Genomic DNA, 16,803 nt, shown 5'->3' with positions numbered 1-16,803 from the left:
CCCCGGGGTACGAATGGCCCTGATCTTAAACTGTAGTACGTGCTTGTGTGTCTTACGCCTCCTTGATATCGCTCAGGAACTGCTCGACTTGACCGCGTAGGCTATCGGAATGATCCGATAGTGTTTCTACAGAGGTCAGCACACTATTCGCCGCCGTGCCTGTTTCACTCGCAGCGTTGTTAACGGTCGCCATGCTGCTGGTCACTTCGGTCGTGCCAGCCGCCGCTTGCTCAACGTTACGAGCGATTTCTTGCGTTGCGGCACCTTGTTCTTCAACCGCCGCCGCGATGGTAGATGCGACCTCGTTAATATTGCCGATCGTATTGCCAATACCATCCATCGCCGTCACAGCTTCTTGAGTCGATTGCTGGATGCCGGTGATATGAATGCTGATTTCTTCGGTCGCCTTAGCCGTTTGATTGGCCAAGTTCTTAACCTCAGAAGCAACAACTGCGAAGCCTTTACCGGCATCACCTGCCCGCGCGGCCTCAATTGTTGCGTTCAGCGCCAGCAGATTGGTTTGATCGGCGATATCCGTAATCAATGCAACCACGTCGCCGATCTTTTGCGACGCGTCTGCAAGTTCGTTGATCTTTCCGCTGGTGGTTTGCACTTCACTTACGGCCTCATTGGCGATTTGCGAGGAATGAGTTACTTGGCGACTGATTTCCCCAATCGAGGCCGAGAGTTCTTCCGCGGCAGTTGCGGCAGTTTGAACGTTGCCGGAAGTTTGTTCCGCCGTGCTGGCAACGACACTCGATTGCTCAAGCGTTTGATCTGCCGTTTGAACCATGCCTTCCGCAGCTGATTTCATGGTATGAGAGGCAGAACTGACCTCGCCCAGAACGCCGGTGACGCCCTGTTCGAATACATCCATCAAGTTCTCCATGGTCCGCTGCCGTGCTTCTTTGGCTTCCGCTTCCTGACGTTGTTCATCCGCCAGTTCATCAGACTTGATCATGTTCGCCTTAAAGACTTCCACCGCTTCGGCCATGTCGCCGATTTCGTCGCCGCGACCGGTTCCTGGAACTTCGACGGTGGTATCACCAGTTGCCAGTGTTTTCATTGATCCGGTCATATTGTTGATTGGGTTGGCGATACCGGCGCCAATAACGACCGCCAGAATGATACCGATGACCAAGCCGCCAATGATGCAGACTGCGATAAGGGTGAAGGTGGATTTGAGAGTGCTATCATTGTGGGCTTTACGCGTATTCATCAGGCCTGCTTCTTCGGCAGAAAATTCACCCATGATTTTGCGGAAGCCATCAAAGTAGACTTTGCCTTTGGCTTGTCCCACCAAGTCCGCCATGTCGTCCATGGTTTTGGCGGTGCCAATGTCACGGCGAAGTTGGATTGTGGGCTCCGTGACCGTCGTTTGCCAGCCTTTGATATTGGCTTCAGTTTCGGTCAGAAGTTTAACTTGTGCAGGGTTGTCACTAACGGTTTTGCGAAGGTCGGAAATTGCCTTGTAGAAATGCTTTGCGCCGCCCTTATAAGGACCCAGGAATTCTTCTTTCCCAGCTAACAGGTAGCCCCGCATACCGGTTTCCATGTCTACGGCAGCCGCCAAGATATCATTAGCCTTAGCGATCACCTTGTAGGTATGCGTCACCCATCCGATGGTCTGCTTCGCGACGGCGCTGTCGACGCTGGACGAAACCAAGAGTTTCCCGAAGTCGCTTTCACGTTTATCTAACAGCTTCTGTTCACGACCGATGAAGGTGGCAATTTGGCCCCTAAATTTATCGAAGAAGACCTTGCCTTTTGCTTCGCCAACCAAGGCCGCCATATCATTCATTGTCTTGGCGTCGCCGATCTTACGGCGAAGGTTAATAGTTGGGGTGGTAACGTTCTTCTGCCAGGCTTTCAGGGTCTTTTCGACCTCAGCCAAGCGCCCCACTTGCTTAGGGTTATCACTAACAGTCTTTTGGAGTTCTGCAATTCTTTCGTAGGTATGCTTCTCGCCGCCTTTGTAGGGATCAAGGAAGCCTTCCTTGCCGGCCAATAAGTAGCCCCGCATACCGGTTTCCATGTCCACAGCAGACCCGACAATTGCGGCTGCATCAGCCAGAACCACACGTGTATGGTCAACCCACCCGTTGGTTTTTACGATGCTGTTTATGCTGGTGACCGCGACGATGCCTAGGATAACTAATAGGACCAAAGGCGATAAAACGCCGATGAGGACTTTTGTTTTTGTCCGTAGGTTTGAGAACCAAGTTTGAATGGCGTTGAACCGCATGTCTGAAGTCTCCCTCTAGAGGTGAAATGTGATAACTGAACTAATTTACTTTTTCGCATTGTTCCCTGAATTTAGCTTCGATTGATCTTGATTAATCAAAGTAGTTGGGTGTCCCAATGGTCATAAATCCTTTACCGTTAGGGTGTTCATCGATTGCACCCTCGGATTTGCATGTGTGGTCGCTAATTATTTTTGCAAGAAAAAAATATTTATATAATTATTATGTAAATAATTTACTGTACATCCAGATTTCTAAGGTTTCAGTATACCAGAATTTCTATATTAAGTATAATAGGTCATTAATTTTACTTACAAATTTGAAATCTAAAATAGTTTCGCAATATGTCGATGTGTTTCGTCGAGTTTTACCGTAGTTAAGATGTTGTTATTATAGCTAAAAATCTCTTACAGAAACCTGACAGTATCATTACATTACTTTGCCGCATTCATGAGGGGCAGATGCCTAGTGCAGGCACTACTTTTCGCCAGTTTATAATTATTGACGGGCAATATTTGGATTACAAATGCACGTCCGACGTGGATGAAATGGGATCGGTTAACTGAAGGGCTCGTTCAGCAATGCCGCTAACATATCGGAATGGACCGGCTTGTGAACCACGGTGAGTCCATCTTGTTCAATGTATGCAAGTCGGTCGGGGGAGGTATCGCCGGTCAGAATGATGCCGGTAACATCGTTTTTTAGGCCAGCGCGCAGAACCTTGATAGCCTGAACGCCGTCCATGGTCTCGCTCAGTCTCAAGTCCGAGATGATGATATCGGGGTGGGTGTCGTTTTGGAGGAGCAATTCCTGCGCTTCTTCCAGCGAAAGGGCTGCGAGTGCCACGTGGTTCCAAGCTTCCAGGCGGAATTTCAAGCTTTCCAAAACGATCGGGTCGTCGTCGATCACGAGGATCGTTTTCGTGGCGCTGTTTCCTGGTTTGTTAGAGGCACCATCAGCGACCTGTTTGGAGGTATCCGAATGGTCATTAGCGAGAGGCACTTGAATTGCAAACTTGGATCCTTTTCCCTCTTTTGACGATACCGTAAGAGGCAGGGCCATTAGATCGGCAGTTCTTTTGGCGATGGCTAGTCCGAGACCCAATCCTTTTGTCCGGTCGCGTTGTTTGTTTCCGACCTGAAAGAACTCATTAAAGATGTGATTTATATTTGTTTCGGAGATGCCGATGCCCGCGTCTTTTACCTCGATACTAATTTGTCTTCCCTGTCGATAAACTCCGAATAGAATTTCGCCGGTGTCTGTATAACGGATGGCATTACTCAGGAAATTGCTCAAGATTTGACTTACAAGGGTTTTATCGCACTGGATTTTGAAATCGCCGCTTACAACTTTGAAATCAAGCCCCTTATCGCGAGCCCGAGACTCAAACTGACCCGCCAATCGTGCGACCAATTCGGCAACATTAAATTCTGTAATTATCGGTTCCAAAGTTTGTGATTCCAGCTTGGAAATTTCCAAGAGCGAATCAAACAATCCGGTAAGAACCGAAACCGAATCATTCATACGATCGACCAGGGCCTGAACGGTTTTTTCTTTGCCAACTGGGGTCTTTGATAACTTGTCTTCCAGCACAGAGAGGAACATCCCCATTGACTGAAGGGGTTGACGGACATCGTGACTGGCGGCGGCTAGGAATATCGATTTGGCTTGGTTGGCTTCGTCGGCTTTGGAAAGTGCCGCCTTCAATTTAATTTCATTTTGAGCCAACGAATTGTTGGCCTTCTTTTGGTTTGTAATGTCAAATCGGGCGACGGCCGTGCCGCCGTTACGCGTTTTAAATTCGTGAATTTGAAATGTTGTTCCATCGGCAAAGGATCGTTCAAATGGCTCCGTTGGGTTGCGGTGTTGGTGTAATCTTTTTTGTATCCATTCTTCGTCCCGTATTATGCCATCTCTATGCTGGCTAAGCCTTGCACGGGTCCTGACACATTCCTCATAGGTAATGCCCGGTTTCAAAATGTTCCTCAAATCTTCATGGGCTTTAAGAAAATTTTCGTTGCAGATCACCAACTTGTCGTCTGCGTCGTAGAGGGCAAATCCGTCTTTGAAGGCGTTAATTGCATCGATTAGCCAGTTGCGTTCTTGTTTGATGTTCTCCTCGCTTTGCAAGAGTGCCATTTCGAACTGCTTGCGTTCAGTAATATCCTCAACGGAAATGACCATATAACTCGGAGTTCCGTCTGGTTGCCGTACGCATTCGGAATACAAAATTGCATAAAGCGTTGACCCATCCTTGCGGATATAACGCTTTTCCATTCCGTATGACTTAAGATTTTCCCCTGAAATAGTCTCGTTAAACAGACGCGTGTTTTCATCAATGTCATCTGGATGGGTCAAATCAGCCCAAGTCAATTCCAGCATTTCTTCGCGGCTATAACCCATAAGACGGCATAGGGTGTCGTTGACCTCGATCCAGCTTTTGTCGGAAATCGCCGTTATGCCGGCGCCGGTAAACGGCATGTTGAAGAAACGTCGAAACCGTTCATTGCTGGCTAGAAACGCTTCGTCGATTAGGTCTTGTCTGGTGAAATCAAGCAAGGTCCCGACTATTTTCTCAGGCGTGCCATCTGCATCAGAGATGAACTTCATATCATCACGCACGAGGCAGTAGGTACCGTCCTTGTGACGGAACCGATACTTATGGCTTAGATGGCCATTCTTTAATACCGACGGGAATTCCTTTAGCACCCGAGAAATATCATCTGGGTGGATATGGTCATTCCAAAACTGTACATTATTCAAGAACTCTTGAGGCTCATAGCCCAGTTGTTCCGTAATGCTCTCACTCATGAATGTTGCTTGGAAGTCACCCTGAACATCGCGGGTGTAAATAATGGCAGGACAGGCATCGACCACCTGTCGCAGGTCGTTGTTCGTAAGACGGTCTTTTGTCTTCTGAACCATGGACACCGTTTCCCCTTAGGTGCTGGTTAAATTAATAATCATTATCATTAAATTTCGATCTGGGGACGTTAGGAAAAAATACAACCATTTATTATCAAATTATTTATATTTAATTTTAATCGTCGCTAATTGCCGCCAGTTGACGCCGCCCTGTGGTCTGTGAGACTCTTTGTTTAGGTTAGAGATGGAGGGCGTTATGCTTGTTCGTATCTTGATAATTTCTGTGTTGTTACTGGTTGGTTCTGGTCGGACGGAAGCTGCACCGCAAATTCTGGGATTGATAGCGTCGGTTGAGGCAACGCCGATGACCTGCGAAAATGGCACCTGTTCGGCTGAGTTTTCGACCTTTTGTTTGCAAGAACAGCGCGGAATTCCCGTCGATGGGACGGAATATCTTCCGACCATTGAAACTGATTTGTCGATGTACGTTAAGGACGTAAAAGGCAGGGTTAAAAAAGTTTCAGTCGCCGACCGGGTTCGGATTAAAAGTTCTAACGGTTATGCATCCGTCACCATCAGTATCCCGGAGCGTGAACTGATTTCTATGAGAGTAGAAAAGGCCGCTCTGTCGGTCGGTAAGCTTGGGTCTTTGGTGCCGCTCAGCAAACCAAAGGACATCAATCCGCTGAGCAAAAAAGAAATTGCTCAATTTACCGGCCCACTTCGCAAGCGTGCCGAGGGCTCTATGATCACTCAAAAGGATGCGGTGACAGAATCTCGACTGACCCAAAAAATGATCAATGTTCTGCCTGGAAAGGGTGAGGTCTCTAGACTCAAAAGATATTCTTTATGGCGTGACGTTATCGGCAAGGACCCGGAATCGAGGGGTGAAAAATTGGCGCGTCGGCGCTTCGATGACTGCAAGCGAGACCTAAATAACTATTACATCGTTGGTATGCGGAATTGCCTTAGCCATTTCCAGGCCGAAAGCATGGCCGAAGTGACCCGTGATGTGTGGCGACGTATTCGGCCTGGAAGTTAGAGAAGTTCCCAAAGTTCCAGTGGCAGCCTGCGTTCCGCATAGTGATAGAGCGAGCGGAGTATGACGGTCATGACGGGGTCTTTTATTTCGCCGATCGCGCGTTGGATTTCGCCGGTTTTTAGCAGGTGAAATGCTTTCCTATGTTCGGGTTTTTCGGCCTCACCCGGAATGTATCCGCGCATTTCGTAGACCAGAAATTCTTCACAATAGGTAACCAAGAAACTGATCAGCCCTTGAACTTCACCGCTGGTTTCGCCGACGATCGCATGAAGGTCCTGGCGGTTGATCGATAAACAATGGCACTCGCCGATGGCGACGGCAGTTGCGTGGCGGGGTATGTCGCCAAGAATTGCCAACTCACCGAAAATTGCATCGGTCTCGACCGTGGTAAGATTTTCCATCTTGCCGTCGATGTTTTTGGTCAGTCGAACCTGTCCGGATTTAACGAAATAGGCTTCGCCACCTCTGTCACCCTCGGCAAAAATTATCTCCATATCCTTGAAATATTTCGGTTCGTAAGCCGGTCCCGACATGGCTACCCCCAATTTCCCTAATTCCCCTCCCAAATATGAGAGAAATTAGTGAAGAAAATGCAAACAGGGTTACGCTGTTTTACGCGCTGGTTTTTTATCTAGTTGTCCGGCCAGATATTGAGCGGTGTATCCGCCTTTGATTTTGACGACTTCTTCTGGTGTGCCGGTGGCGACAATTTGGCCACCTTTGGAGCCGCCTTCGGGGCCGAGATCAATAACCCAGTCGGCGGTTTTGATGACTTCTAGGTTATGTTCAATGACCAGCACCGTGTTGCCCTGGTCCACTAATTCGTGCAGCACTTCCAACAACTTGCGAACGTCTTCGAAATGCAGTCCGGTGGTGGGTTCGTCCAGGATATAGAAGGTCTTGCCGGTGGCACGTTTAGAGAGTTCCTTGGCAAGCTTGACGCGCTGTGCTTCCCCACCAGAAAGCGTTGTCGCCTGTTGGCCAACGTGGATATAGCCCAATCCAACCCGTTGCAAGGTCAACATTTTGTTCTTAATCGATGGCACGGCTTTGAAGAAATCCAAGGCCTCATCCACGGTCATATCCAGCACATCCGCGATGGATTTATTGCGGAACCTAATGTCCAGGGTTTCTCGATTATAGCGTTTGCCGTTGCAGACATCGCACTGCACATAGACATCCGGTAGGAAGTGCATCTCGATTTTGATAACGCCGTCCCCCTGACAGGCTTCACAACGCCCACCCTTAACGTTGAAGGAGAACCGACCGGGTTTATAGCCCCGCTGCTGGCTTTCCGGCAGGTTGGCGAACCAATCCCGAATGACCGTAAAGGAACCTGTGTAGGTGGCCGGATTGGAGCGCGGCGTTCGGCCAATGGGTGATTGATCGATGTCGACGACCTTATCAATGAGTTCCAGTCCCTTGATCTCGTCGTGGGCACCAGGATGCAACCGCGCACCATGAAGGCGGCGAGCGAGGGCCTTGTAGAGGGTTTCCACCACCAGTGACGACTTGCCGCCACCTGAGACTCCCGTGACACAGGTAAAGGTCGCGAGCGGAAAACTTACCGTGATGTTCTCGAGATTATTTTCCCGGGCACCGACGACGGTCAGGGCTTTGCCTTTTTTGCCCTTGCGGCGTTTGGTCGGCACAGGGATTTGCCGGAAGCCTGTTAGGTACTGTCCCGTCAGACTGTCGGGCTGAACCATGACATCTTTGGGGGTGCCGTGGGCAACCACGTTGCCGCCGTGGATGCCAGCCCCAGGTCCCATATCGATGAGATAATCTGCTTCCAGAATGGCATCTTCATCATGCTCGACAACGATGACGGTATTTCCGAGATCCCGCAGATGTTTCAGGGTTTCCAAAAGTCGGGCATTGTCGCGCTGATGCAGGCCGATGGAAGGTTCATCAAGCACATAAAGAACACCTGTTAAGCCTGAGCCAATCTGAGATGCCAGCCGGATGCGTTGGCTTTCGCCGCCCGATAAGGTGCGGGACGAGCGCGATAGGTTCAGATATTCAAGCCCGACATTGCGCAGGAACCCCAGCCGCTCATTGATTTCGCGCAAAATTCGACGGGCAATTTCGCTGTGTTTTGGGCTAAGTTTTGCGTCCAGCGCTATGAACCAGTCGCAGGCTTCATCGATAGACATTCCCGCCACTTCGCTAATGCTAAGGGTATCAATTTTGACCGACAGGGCCTCAGGCTTTAGCCGATAGCCACTGCATGTTTCACACGTTGTCACGGTTTGATAGCGACTTAGTTCATCGCGCACCCAAGACGAATCAGTTTCTTGCCACCGCCGTTCCATGTTCGGGATAACCCCTTCAAACGGCTTGTCGATATCATAAGACTTTCGACCATCATTATAGCGCAGCGTTACCGACTCATTTCCCGAGCCATAAAGCACCATCTCGCGGATTTTTTTGGACAATTTGGCGAACGGTTTGGCGAGGTCGAATTTATAATGTGAGGCGAGGCTTTCCAGGGTTTGCCTGTAATAGTGGGACGACGAATTGGCCCAGGGCGCGATGGCCCCTTGTGACAATGATACCTGGTCATTGGGGATCGTCAGTTCAGGGTCAAAATACATTTCTGTGCCCAAGCCATCACAGGCCGGGCAGGCACCAAAGGGGCTGTTGAAGGAAAACAGCCGAGGCTCAATCTCATCAATCGTGAAGCCGGAGACAGGGCAGGCGAACTTGGCCGAAAATGTAACCCGATCCCCCGAATCCGCGTTTTCGGTAAAGGCCAAGCCATCGGCCAGTTCAAGTGCCGTCTCAAAACTATCGGCAAGCCGGGTCTCAAGCCCTTCCCGAACGACCAAACGGTCTACAACAACCTCAATATCGTGTTTAAACTTCTTATCCAGGGTTGGCGCGTCCTCTATATCATAGAGCTCTCCATTTACCCGAACCCGTTGAAATCCGCGCTTGCGCAGGTCCTGGAGTTCTTTTTTGAACTCACCTTTTTTGCCCCGGGCGATGGGACCCAGAATATAAAGGCGGGTGCCGTCTTCCATCTCCATGACCCGGTCGACCATTTGGCTGACGGTTTGGCTTTCAATGGGCAGGCCTGTCGCCGGTGAATGCGGCACGCCGATGCGCGCAAACATCAACCGCATGTAATCATAGATCTCGGTCACTGTGCCGACTGTAGAACGAGGATTGCGTGACGTGGTCTTTTGTTCGATGGAAATCGCCGGTGAAAGGCCTTCGATGGAATCCACGTCCGGCTTTTGCATCAATTCCAAGAATTGGCGCGCATAAGCCGACAGGCTTTCAACATATCGGCGCTGGCCTTCGGCATAGATCGTATCAAACGCTAGGGAGGACTTACCCGAACCTGATAATCCGGTGACCACGGTCAGGCTGTCGCGGGGAATTTCCACATCAACGTTTTGAAGATTGTGCTCGCGGGCGCCGCGCACGTGAATATTGGGGGCATGGTGTTTAGGGAGAGCCATAGAGGGTCACGGTCCGGGAAAAAGAGTTCAGAACCGTTCAGATTTAAACCCTGATATAGGTGCAGTAAAGGGAGCGCTAACAAAGCCACCGATAATTTGCGTCATGGGTCAATTTTTTGAGATAATTTTTAGTCCGCCGCCCGGTAGTAAATGATCTACCCAAGGTCCTGGCGGCATATTGGCGGCAAGCGCCGTTACATTGTCGTTCCACCATTGTCGAATACCCGCGACATCATCGATATCAAGTTCAATCTCGCGCCACCTGCGGTCTTTGGTAAAGGTGAGCATGTCGAGGGGGAAACCCACACCGGACATGCTGACCCGGGTTGAATCAAACGATAAAAAGGCGACCTGTAATGCCAGCTCCATTGGTGTCTCATAGTTAAGCATGCGATCCAGAATCGGCTTTCCATAGGCGGTGGCACCTATTGAGATGTAGGGCGTTCGTTCGGTCACTTCGACCCAATTGCCTTCCGGGTAGATCAGAAACATCGATGGCTCTGGGTCATCGCCAATTTGCCCAGAAATGATTGCGTTCAAATCAAAGGAAAGTTGCGAGGATTGCAACGCGTTCTGGTCTTCTTCCGCGACGCGTCTCAGGCTGCTTGTGTAGATATCGACCACCTCAATCATGTTTTCGGCAGTCAGCGATTCTTCGGAGAAGTCTTGCTCGAAGTAGGATATGGTCTTGTCGCGCAATGAGCGGAGCCCGGATGTCATAACACAGACCTGCTGATCAACTGGGCCGTGGAGACTTACCTTGCGGGCGATAGAGACTTGGCCACCCGAAGTGATGCGGCCATCAGACAGACAGATGAGCCCTTCGCGCAGCTTTATGCCTAAACAATATGTCATCAATCACTCCTAAATCGAGCTTAGCACTTTCGGAGGTGTGACGTTAGCGAATATGTGGGGTCGAAAAAGCGGACTGACGACGCGCTGAAGAGGTCAGCAAATTCGCCGTTCAGTCCACCGACAAATACTAAAGCCCGTTAGAAAAGATTATCGAAGGGGGCTTGATTGCCTAAGTCATTGTTCGCAGTCGTTATTATCGTTGAGATGACGGTTCTTACTGATCTTGCGCCTGTTGCTGCTGGGCCTGTTGTTGCTGCTGTTGGGCCTGCGTCTGTTGTTGTTGGCGCTGTTGTAGCTGCTGCTGTTGCTCCTGCTGGCGTTGCTGAAGCTGTTGCTCTTGCTGCTGCTGTTGTTGCTGTAGCTGCTGCTGTTCTTGCTGCTGCTGTTGCTGAAGTTGTTGCTGCTGCTCCTGCTGCTGTTGTTGCAGTTGTTCTTGCTGCTGTTGTTGCTGTTGTTGCTGGGATTGCTTATTCTGGGACTGACTTTGGCTTGCCATTTTGAGGGGCTCCAGAGAGGGAGTTAAAGACTGTGCCCCCTCAAGATAACTCATCATGAGGCGACACTTTGAACACGCCCCCTAATAGTGTTCTACGAGCAAGCAAGCCCTCTCTCTGCATGCTGCTCGCATCCAGAATTGAGACCTCCAAGGAACGAAACCCAAAATTTTTATTATTAAATACCGGCGCTCGTATAGAGTACGGAACCAACGCTCGGCTGCGCAGGCCTAACCTTCGACGAATGGATAGAAATTACGGTCTGAACAGGCGAATTTTAAACCTTGGTCTAGGTCGTGTAAAGGACTAGTACTTGCATGTGCCGCCGGTCAAGTTGCCGGTTTTGCTTTTCAGAGTGATCCACAAATTCCAACCGACATCAATCATGCGGCTGATGCCGGATTCTGCTGTTGGGCAGACGGGTTTTAGAAATTCTGACCTCACGATACGCCGCGTAGATTTAATTTGTGCGATATGATTTTTATCGCTGATGAGGATTTCTATAACGACGGTTTTACCATCGCCTTGTTTGGCCGACGTAATGGCCCAAGAACTGCTTGGTAGGCGAGCCGTGACAGTCTTCTTCGCCCAACCGGCCCAAGCTTTGGCGGCAACTTCAGTGTCGCTCGGTGCGAAAGCTAAATACACCCCGCCACCAAGGGCAATTGCTAAAACAGCAGCAGCAGCAATCGACCAAATTGGGCTGAGTGGGGGCTTTTTCTTCGGCTTCTTTAAGGACGGTTTATTCGTCTTTCGTGGTGACCGACGTTCCGTATTGCTAGGTTCTGAAGGGGCGTCAGAAGGTTTTGGTGCTGCCGCTTCTTTTGATACGTCAGCCGCTTTTTCTTCTTCTTCAAGCTTCTTATTTTTCACATACTCCTCAGCTAAATCGATTCGTTCCTGCTTGATTTGACGAAGGACTGTTGTGATCGCTTTGCCAAAGAAATCAAGCTGATGCGCCTGCGCGTCATCAGGCACAAGTTCATTAAGTTCGGAAGTTAAATTGGTGACATTTTCAGCATCATTGTCGCGAGAGAACAGCATCTGGATTGTGACTATGGCGCACTCGCGCAGGGCTTGCGGCGAATTTGCCTGGGCAATCAAAGGAATTAGACCACCTTCAGCGTCTTCGAAGACGGCCTCCCAATCTGTGGTGCCGTCTGAAGTCTTCGGCCAGCCTTTCGTTGCAAGCTCCGGCATATAAACTCCCCCAAGGTAATAATCCGAAAATATGCAAACCGACATTATTAAGCATATTCTGATCCGGTTTCATCTAATAAACAGTAAATTTGCGGATTTTTTATCGTTGAGTTGAACACCCATAATATCCCAACCAGCGTATGTTGACATCGAATCGAATCAACCGTATGTTCATGAAATGTTCTTATTTAAATCGTCCACAATAACGGTGGATATGTGGATTACTTCGGTGTGGCGTGGGTTTGGATACTGCGTGTAAAGTGCGAAAGATTTTCAGGAACATGCGTTCCGTTTTTATTATCCAGTCCACTCGTGGGGGAAAGTTATGGCAGGCAGCGTTAACAAAGTTATCTTAATCGGCAATCTAGGTCGGGATCCAGAAGTGCGAAACACTCAAAATGGCGCCAAGATCGCCAATTTGTCGATTGCCACCTCAGAGAGCTGGACCGATAAAGGTTCTGGAGAGCGCCGAGAAAAGACCGAATGGCACCGAGTCGTGATTTTTGATGAGCGTCTCTCGGATGTTGCAGAAAAATACCTTCGCAAAGGCTCCAAGGTCTATATTGAAGGGGCATTACAAACCCGAAAATGGACCGATAACAGTGGTCAGGACAAATATACGACCGAAGTTGTCCTGCAGCGATTCCGCGGTAATTTGACGATGTTGGATACCCGTGGTGGCGGTGGCGGCGGTGACTTTGCCGATGGGGGTGGAGGAGCGCCCGAATGGGGCGGCTCTGATTCGGCTCCAGCTGGTGATGGTGGCGCCAGTGGTGGTGGGGGAGCCCCTGCGCCAGGCGGCGATCTTGATGATGAAATACCGTTTTAAATCAATCAATTATTGAAAATACTTAATCTAGTTTCGAGATTGTGAAATTGGTTCGTTTTGAAAACGCGGCGATCTGGCCGCTTGCTTGCGTGGGTTCGGAAAATTAGGGACGGATTTTTCGTCCATGTTGTTGTGTGGTGCAGCTAAAGGTGCTAGATTTAGTAACAATAGGGGGGCACATCTAATCGGCTGGTTTGAGCCTCCCTGCCGTATTTAATTTTACCGAGATAACCTCTTGACCATACCTCCGACGACGCCTCCCGAAAGGGACATTGTTCCCGTCACCATTGAAGACGAAATGAAGCGGTCGTATCTCGATTACGCAATGAGCGTGATCGTTAGCCGGGCGCTTCCTGATGTCCGTGACGGATTGAAACCTGTCCATCGCCGTATTCTCTATTCGATGAAGGAAAACGGCTACGACTATAACAAAGCCTACCGTAAATCGGCGCGGATCGTTGGTGATGTCATGGGTAAATATCACCCACATGGCGATACCGCGATTTACGACGCGATGGTGCGGATGGCACAAAGCTTTTCCCTGCGCCTGCCGTTGATTGACGGACAGGGGAACTTTGGGTCCATGGATGGCGATCGTGCTGCAGCAATGCGGTATACGGAAGCTCGACTGGCACGTTCCGCCCATTCGTTGTTGGAGGATATCGACAAGGATACTGTCGATTTTCAACCCAATTACGACGAATCGGAGCACGAGCCGTCAGTTTTACCGGCGCAAATTCCCAATTTATTGGTCAATGGAGCTGGTGGCATTGCCGTCGGCATGGCGACCAACATTCCTCCCCATAACCTGGGTGAGGTGATTAACGCCTGTTGCGCGTATATCGAAAATCCAAATATCACGATAGATGAGATAATCACCGACCATGTATTTGGGCCCGATTTTCCCACCGGCGGGATTATCCTGGGCCGTTCAGGAATCGTTTCCGCGCACCAAACTGGTCGGGGTTCAGTCGTTATTCGCGGCAAGACGGCAGTTGAGGAAATCCGCAAGGACCGTTATGCCATCATCGTTACCGAAGTTCCCTATCAGGTGAACAAGTCTCGGATGATCGAGATCATGGCTGAGGCGGTACGCGATAAAAAGATCGAAGGCATCAGCGATCTTCGTGACGAATCGGACCGCCACGGCGTTCGCGTGGTGATTGAGATTAAACGGGATGCGGTGCCCGAGGTCGTTTTGGCGCAGTTGTTCCGCTTTACGCCGTTGCAAACCAGTTTCGGGGTCAACATGCTGGCGCTCGATGGCGGCATGCCGAAGTTGATGAATTTAAAGGAAATTATCCGCGCCTTTGTTGAATTCCGCGAAGTCGTCATTCGGCGGCGGACGATCTTTAAACTTGGCAAAGCCCGGGATCGGGCACACGTATTGGCGGGACTCGCGGTTGCCGTCGCTAACATTGACGAGATCATCAAACTCATTCGCGCGGCATCAGACCCGGCGACCGCACGCGCGCAATTGATGGAGCGTGACTGGCCTGCCACAGATATTGAGCCAATGATTGCGCTGTTGGATGAGCCCGATCGCAAGGTCGTAGATGGCCATTACAAGCTTTCAGAAGCCCAGGCACGCGCGATCCTTGAACTCCGCCTGCATCGCTTGACTGGCTTGGAGCGCGATAAAATCGGCGATGATCTAAAAGAACTGTGTGCCGAGATCGCGGAGCATCTGTCCATCCTCGGATCACGCGAGAAGTTATTGGGGATTCTCACCGAAGAATTGCTTGAGATGAAGGAGCAGTTCGACACGCCGCGCCGTACCGAGATCAGCGAGTCCGAGTTTGAGCATGACATCGAAGACCTCATCCAGCGCGAAGACATGGTCGTGACGGTGTCCAGTACCGGCTACATCAAGCGGGTGCCGGTGTCGACCTACCGGGCTCAACGCAGGGGCGGTAAGGGGCGCTCAGGTATGAGCACACGGGACGAGGATTTCGTTGCCCAGGTGTTTGTCGTCAATACGCACACACCGGTGCTTTTCTTCTCGTCTGCTGGGATTGTGTATAAGCTCAAGGTTTATAAGCTGCCGTTAGGCTCTCCGACGGCGCGGGGTAAGGCGATGATCAATCTGCTGCCGTTGAAAGAAGGTGAGACCATCTCAACCTTGATGGCGCTGCCGGAAGATGAAGAAACCTGGGGCGATCTGAATATCTTGTTTGCGACCGCCAAAGGCAAAGTGCGGCGCAATTTGTTGTCTGACTTTGGCAATGTGAAGGCCAATGGCAAAATTGCCATGAAGTTTGAGAATGGCGATGCCGATGACCGCTTGATCAAGGCGCGGACATTCAGCGAAAACGATGACGTTCTGTTGGCGACCCGCGACGGCAAGTGCATTCGCTTCCCGGTAGACGACCTTCGGGTGTTTAACAGCCGGTCTTCCACCGGTGTCCGGGGAATTAAACTCGCAGATGGGGATGAGGTTATCGCGATGTCGGGGCTTACCCACGTCGATGCAGAGGTCGCGGACCGAGAAACCTATCTTTCTGCGGTTGGGGCGAACCGACGGCTTGCGGGCAGCGATTATACCGACCGACCTGAAGATAAGGCAAAAGATGAAGCCTCCGCTGCCAACTTACAGGAAGAAAAATTCCAAGCGATGGCAGAGGCAGAAGAATTCATCCTCACCATGACAGAAGACGGCTTCGGCCGTCGGGTGTCGGCCTACGAATTTAGAATTTCAGGCCGCGGCGGGCAGGGCATCCGCAGCATTGATCTCAGCCGAGGGGAGGGGACGACGAAGATCATCGCGTCCTTCCCTGTTTTGGATAGCGACCAAATCGTTATGGTGACAGATGGTGGTCAATTGATCCGTTGTCCGGTAAAAGACATCAGCTTCATGGGCCGCACGACCCGTGGCGTGACGTTATTTAAGACGGCGGAAGACGAGAATGTCGTTTCAGTCACGCGCTTACGTGACGTTGACGACGATGATGAAGGCGAGAGCGATGATGAAGCCGGCGAGACTTCAGATGAAACTGTTGGCGATGAAGTCGAGGCGGATTCTTAAAGCGAAGCAAACTTTTCAAGCGAAGCTAAGGTTTTATCGGGGCGATAAAAAACTGGGGGATCAATCATGACGGCACCGCGGATTGGCGTCTATCCGGGAACTTTCGATCCCGTGACCAAAGGCCATACCGATATTATCGAACGCGCGTCCAGGGTGGTGGATAAGCTCGTCGTTGCGGTGGCGGTTAATGCGGGTAAAGAGCCCTTGTTCAGCCTAGATGACCGGGTCGCCATGGTTGAGGCTGAGGTCGCGGCGATGGACATTGGAAAAGAACATCCGGTAGAGGTCGTGTCGTTTGATAACCTGCTGACCCAATTGGCGTCTGGTCTGGGGGCATCTGTGATTATCCGCGGACTCCGCGCTGTATCTGACTTCGAATACGAATTTCAAATGGCGGGCATGAACTCGCGTTTAAACAAAGATGTCGAAACGGTGTTTTTGATGGCCGCAGACCGCTACCAATTCATCGCCTCTAAATTCGTCAAGGAAATCGCCGTCATGGGCGGTGATGTGAGCCATTTTGTCTCCGCCAGGGTCTGCGAACACTTGGTAAAACGATACAAATAACCCGAACCAGAAACTTTCTCCTCAATCTACGGTAAAATGGATTGACCGAGGCCCCTCGGGTCCGTATTTTCCCGTCTCTTCCTCCACCAATTCCTAAAAAATTTATTTGGGGCAATTATTGGGGGCAATTCTTAAGGGCGCTTAGCTCAGTTGGTAGAGCACCTGACTTTTAATCAGGTTGTCGCAGGTTCGATCCCTGCAGCGCCTACCATT

Annotated in this window: 10 protein-coding genes, 1 tRNA gene and 1 pseudogene; 6 read left to right on the top strand and 6 right to left on the bottom strand. The window is 50.5% G+C overall.

Features of this window, described 5'->3' with window-relative positions; genetic code table 11:
- Positions 1-52: 52 nt before the first annotated feature.
- On the bottom strand, positions 53-2,245 hold the full coding sequence (locus HOM51_15985) for a HAMP domain-containing protein (protein ID MBT5036013.1): 2,193 nt from the start codon (positions 2,243-2,245) through the stop codon (positions 53-55).
- A gap of 556 nt (positions 2,246-2,801) precedes the next feature.
- Positions 2,802-5,168 carry a PAS domain-containing protein gene (locus tag HOM51_15980; protein ID MBT5036012.1) on the bottom strand — a complete coding sequence of 789 codons (2,367 nt, stop codon included), beginning with the start codon at positions 5,166-5,168 and terminating at the stop codon, positions 2,802-2,804.
- A 196-nt stretch (positions 5,169-5,364) separates the two neighbouring features.
- On the opposite strand from HOM51_15980, the gene HOM51_15975 reads away from it, so the two are divergent.
- The gene (locus HOM51_15975) at positions 5,365-6,150 is read left to right on the top strand and encodes a hypothetical protein (protein ID MBT5036011.1); all 786 of its coding nucleotides are present in this window, start codon (positions 5,365-5,367) and stop codon (positions 6,148-6,150) included.
- On the opposite strand, the gene HOM51_15970 is transcribed toward HOM51_15975, so the two are convergent.
- From HOM51_15970 to HOM51_15960, 3 genes are all read right to left on the bottom strand, one after another.
- A complete protein-coding gene (locus tag HOM51_15970) occupies positions 6,147-6,683 on the bottom strand; it encodes a cyclic nucleotide-binding domain-containing protein (protein ID MBT5036010.1) in 537 nt (178 codons plus the stop codon). The genes HOM51_15975 and HOM51_15970 overlap by 4 nt on opposite strands.
- A gap of 69 nt (positions 6,684-6,752) precedes the next feature.
- Positions 6,753-9,620, bottom strand: coding sequence for an excinuclease ABC subunit UvrA (gene uvrA / locus HOM51_15965; protein MBT5036009.1), 2,868 nt, complete (start codon positions 9,618-9,620; stop codon positions 6,753-6,755).
- Positions 9,621-9,728: 108 nt separating this feature from the next.
- Positions 9,729-10,475 (bottom strand): peptidase, encoded by a 747-nt coding sequence (locus HOM51_15960; GenBank protein MBT5036008.1) that lies wholly within the window; start codon positions 10,473-10,475, stop codon positions 9,729-9,731.
- Positions 10,476-10,796: 321 nt separating this feature from the next.
- Here HOM51_15960 and HOM51_15955 point away from each other — a divergent pair.
- Positions 10,797-10,867, top strand: a pseudogene (locus HOM51_15955) (streptolysin S family bacteriocin).
- A gap of 408 nt (positions 10,868-11,275) precedes the next feature.
- Here the strand turns inward: HOM51_15955 and HOM51_15950 are convergent.
- A complete protein-coding gene (locus HOM51_15950) occupies positions 11,276-12,169 on the bottom strand; it encodes a hypothetical protein (GenBank protein MBT5036007.1) in 894 nt (297 codons plus the stop codon).
- Positions 12,170-12,494: 325 nt separating this feature from the next.
- On the opposite strand from HOM51_15950, the gene ssb reads away from it, so the two are divergent.
- From ssb to HOM51_15930, 4 genes are all read left to right on the top strand, one after another.
- Positions 12,495-12,998: a single-stranded DNA-binding protein gene (gene ssb / locus HOM51_15945; GenBank protein MBT5036006.1), complete on the top strand. Its 504-nt coding sequence runs from the start codon at positions 12,495-12,497 to the stop codon at positions 12,996-12,998.
- A 235-nt stretch (positions 12,999-13,233) separates the two neighbouring features.
- Positions 13,234-16,023: a DNA gyrase subunit A gene (gene gyrA, locus HOM51_15940; GenBank protein MBT5036005.1), complete on the top strand. Its 2,790-nt coding sequence runs from the start codon at positions 13,234-13,236 to the stop codon at positions 16,021-16,023.
- A 66-nt stretch (positions 16,024-16,089) separates the two neighbouring features.
- Positions 16,090-16,590 (top strand): pantetheine-phosphate adenylyltransferase, encoded by a 501-nt coding sequence (coaD, locus tag HOM51_15935; GenBank protein MBT5036004.1) that lies wholly within the window; start codon positions 16,090-16,092, stop codon positions 16,588-16,590.
- A gap of 135 nt (positions 16,591-16,725) precedes the next feature.
- Positions 16,726-16,801: transfer RNA gene (locus tag HOM51_15930), tRNA-Lys, on the top strand.
- The last annotated feature ends 2 nt before the right edge of the window (positions 16,802-16,803 follow it).

It is taken from the genome of Rhodospirillaceae bacterium (assembly GCA_018660465.1).
Taxonomy (GTDB): domain Bacteria; phylum Pseudomonadota; class Alphaproteobacteria; order Rhodospirillales; family JABJKH01; genus JABJKH01.
The sequence above is the reverse complement of the archived record's forward strand: the minus strand, read 5'-3'. Positions and strand labels throughout refer to the sequence as shown.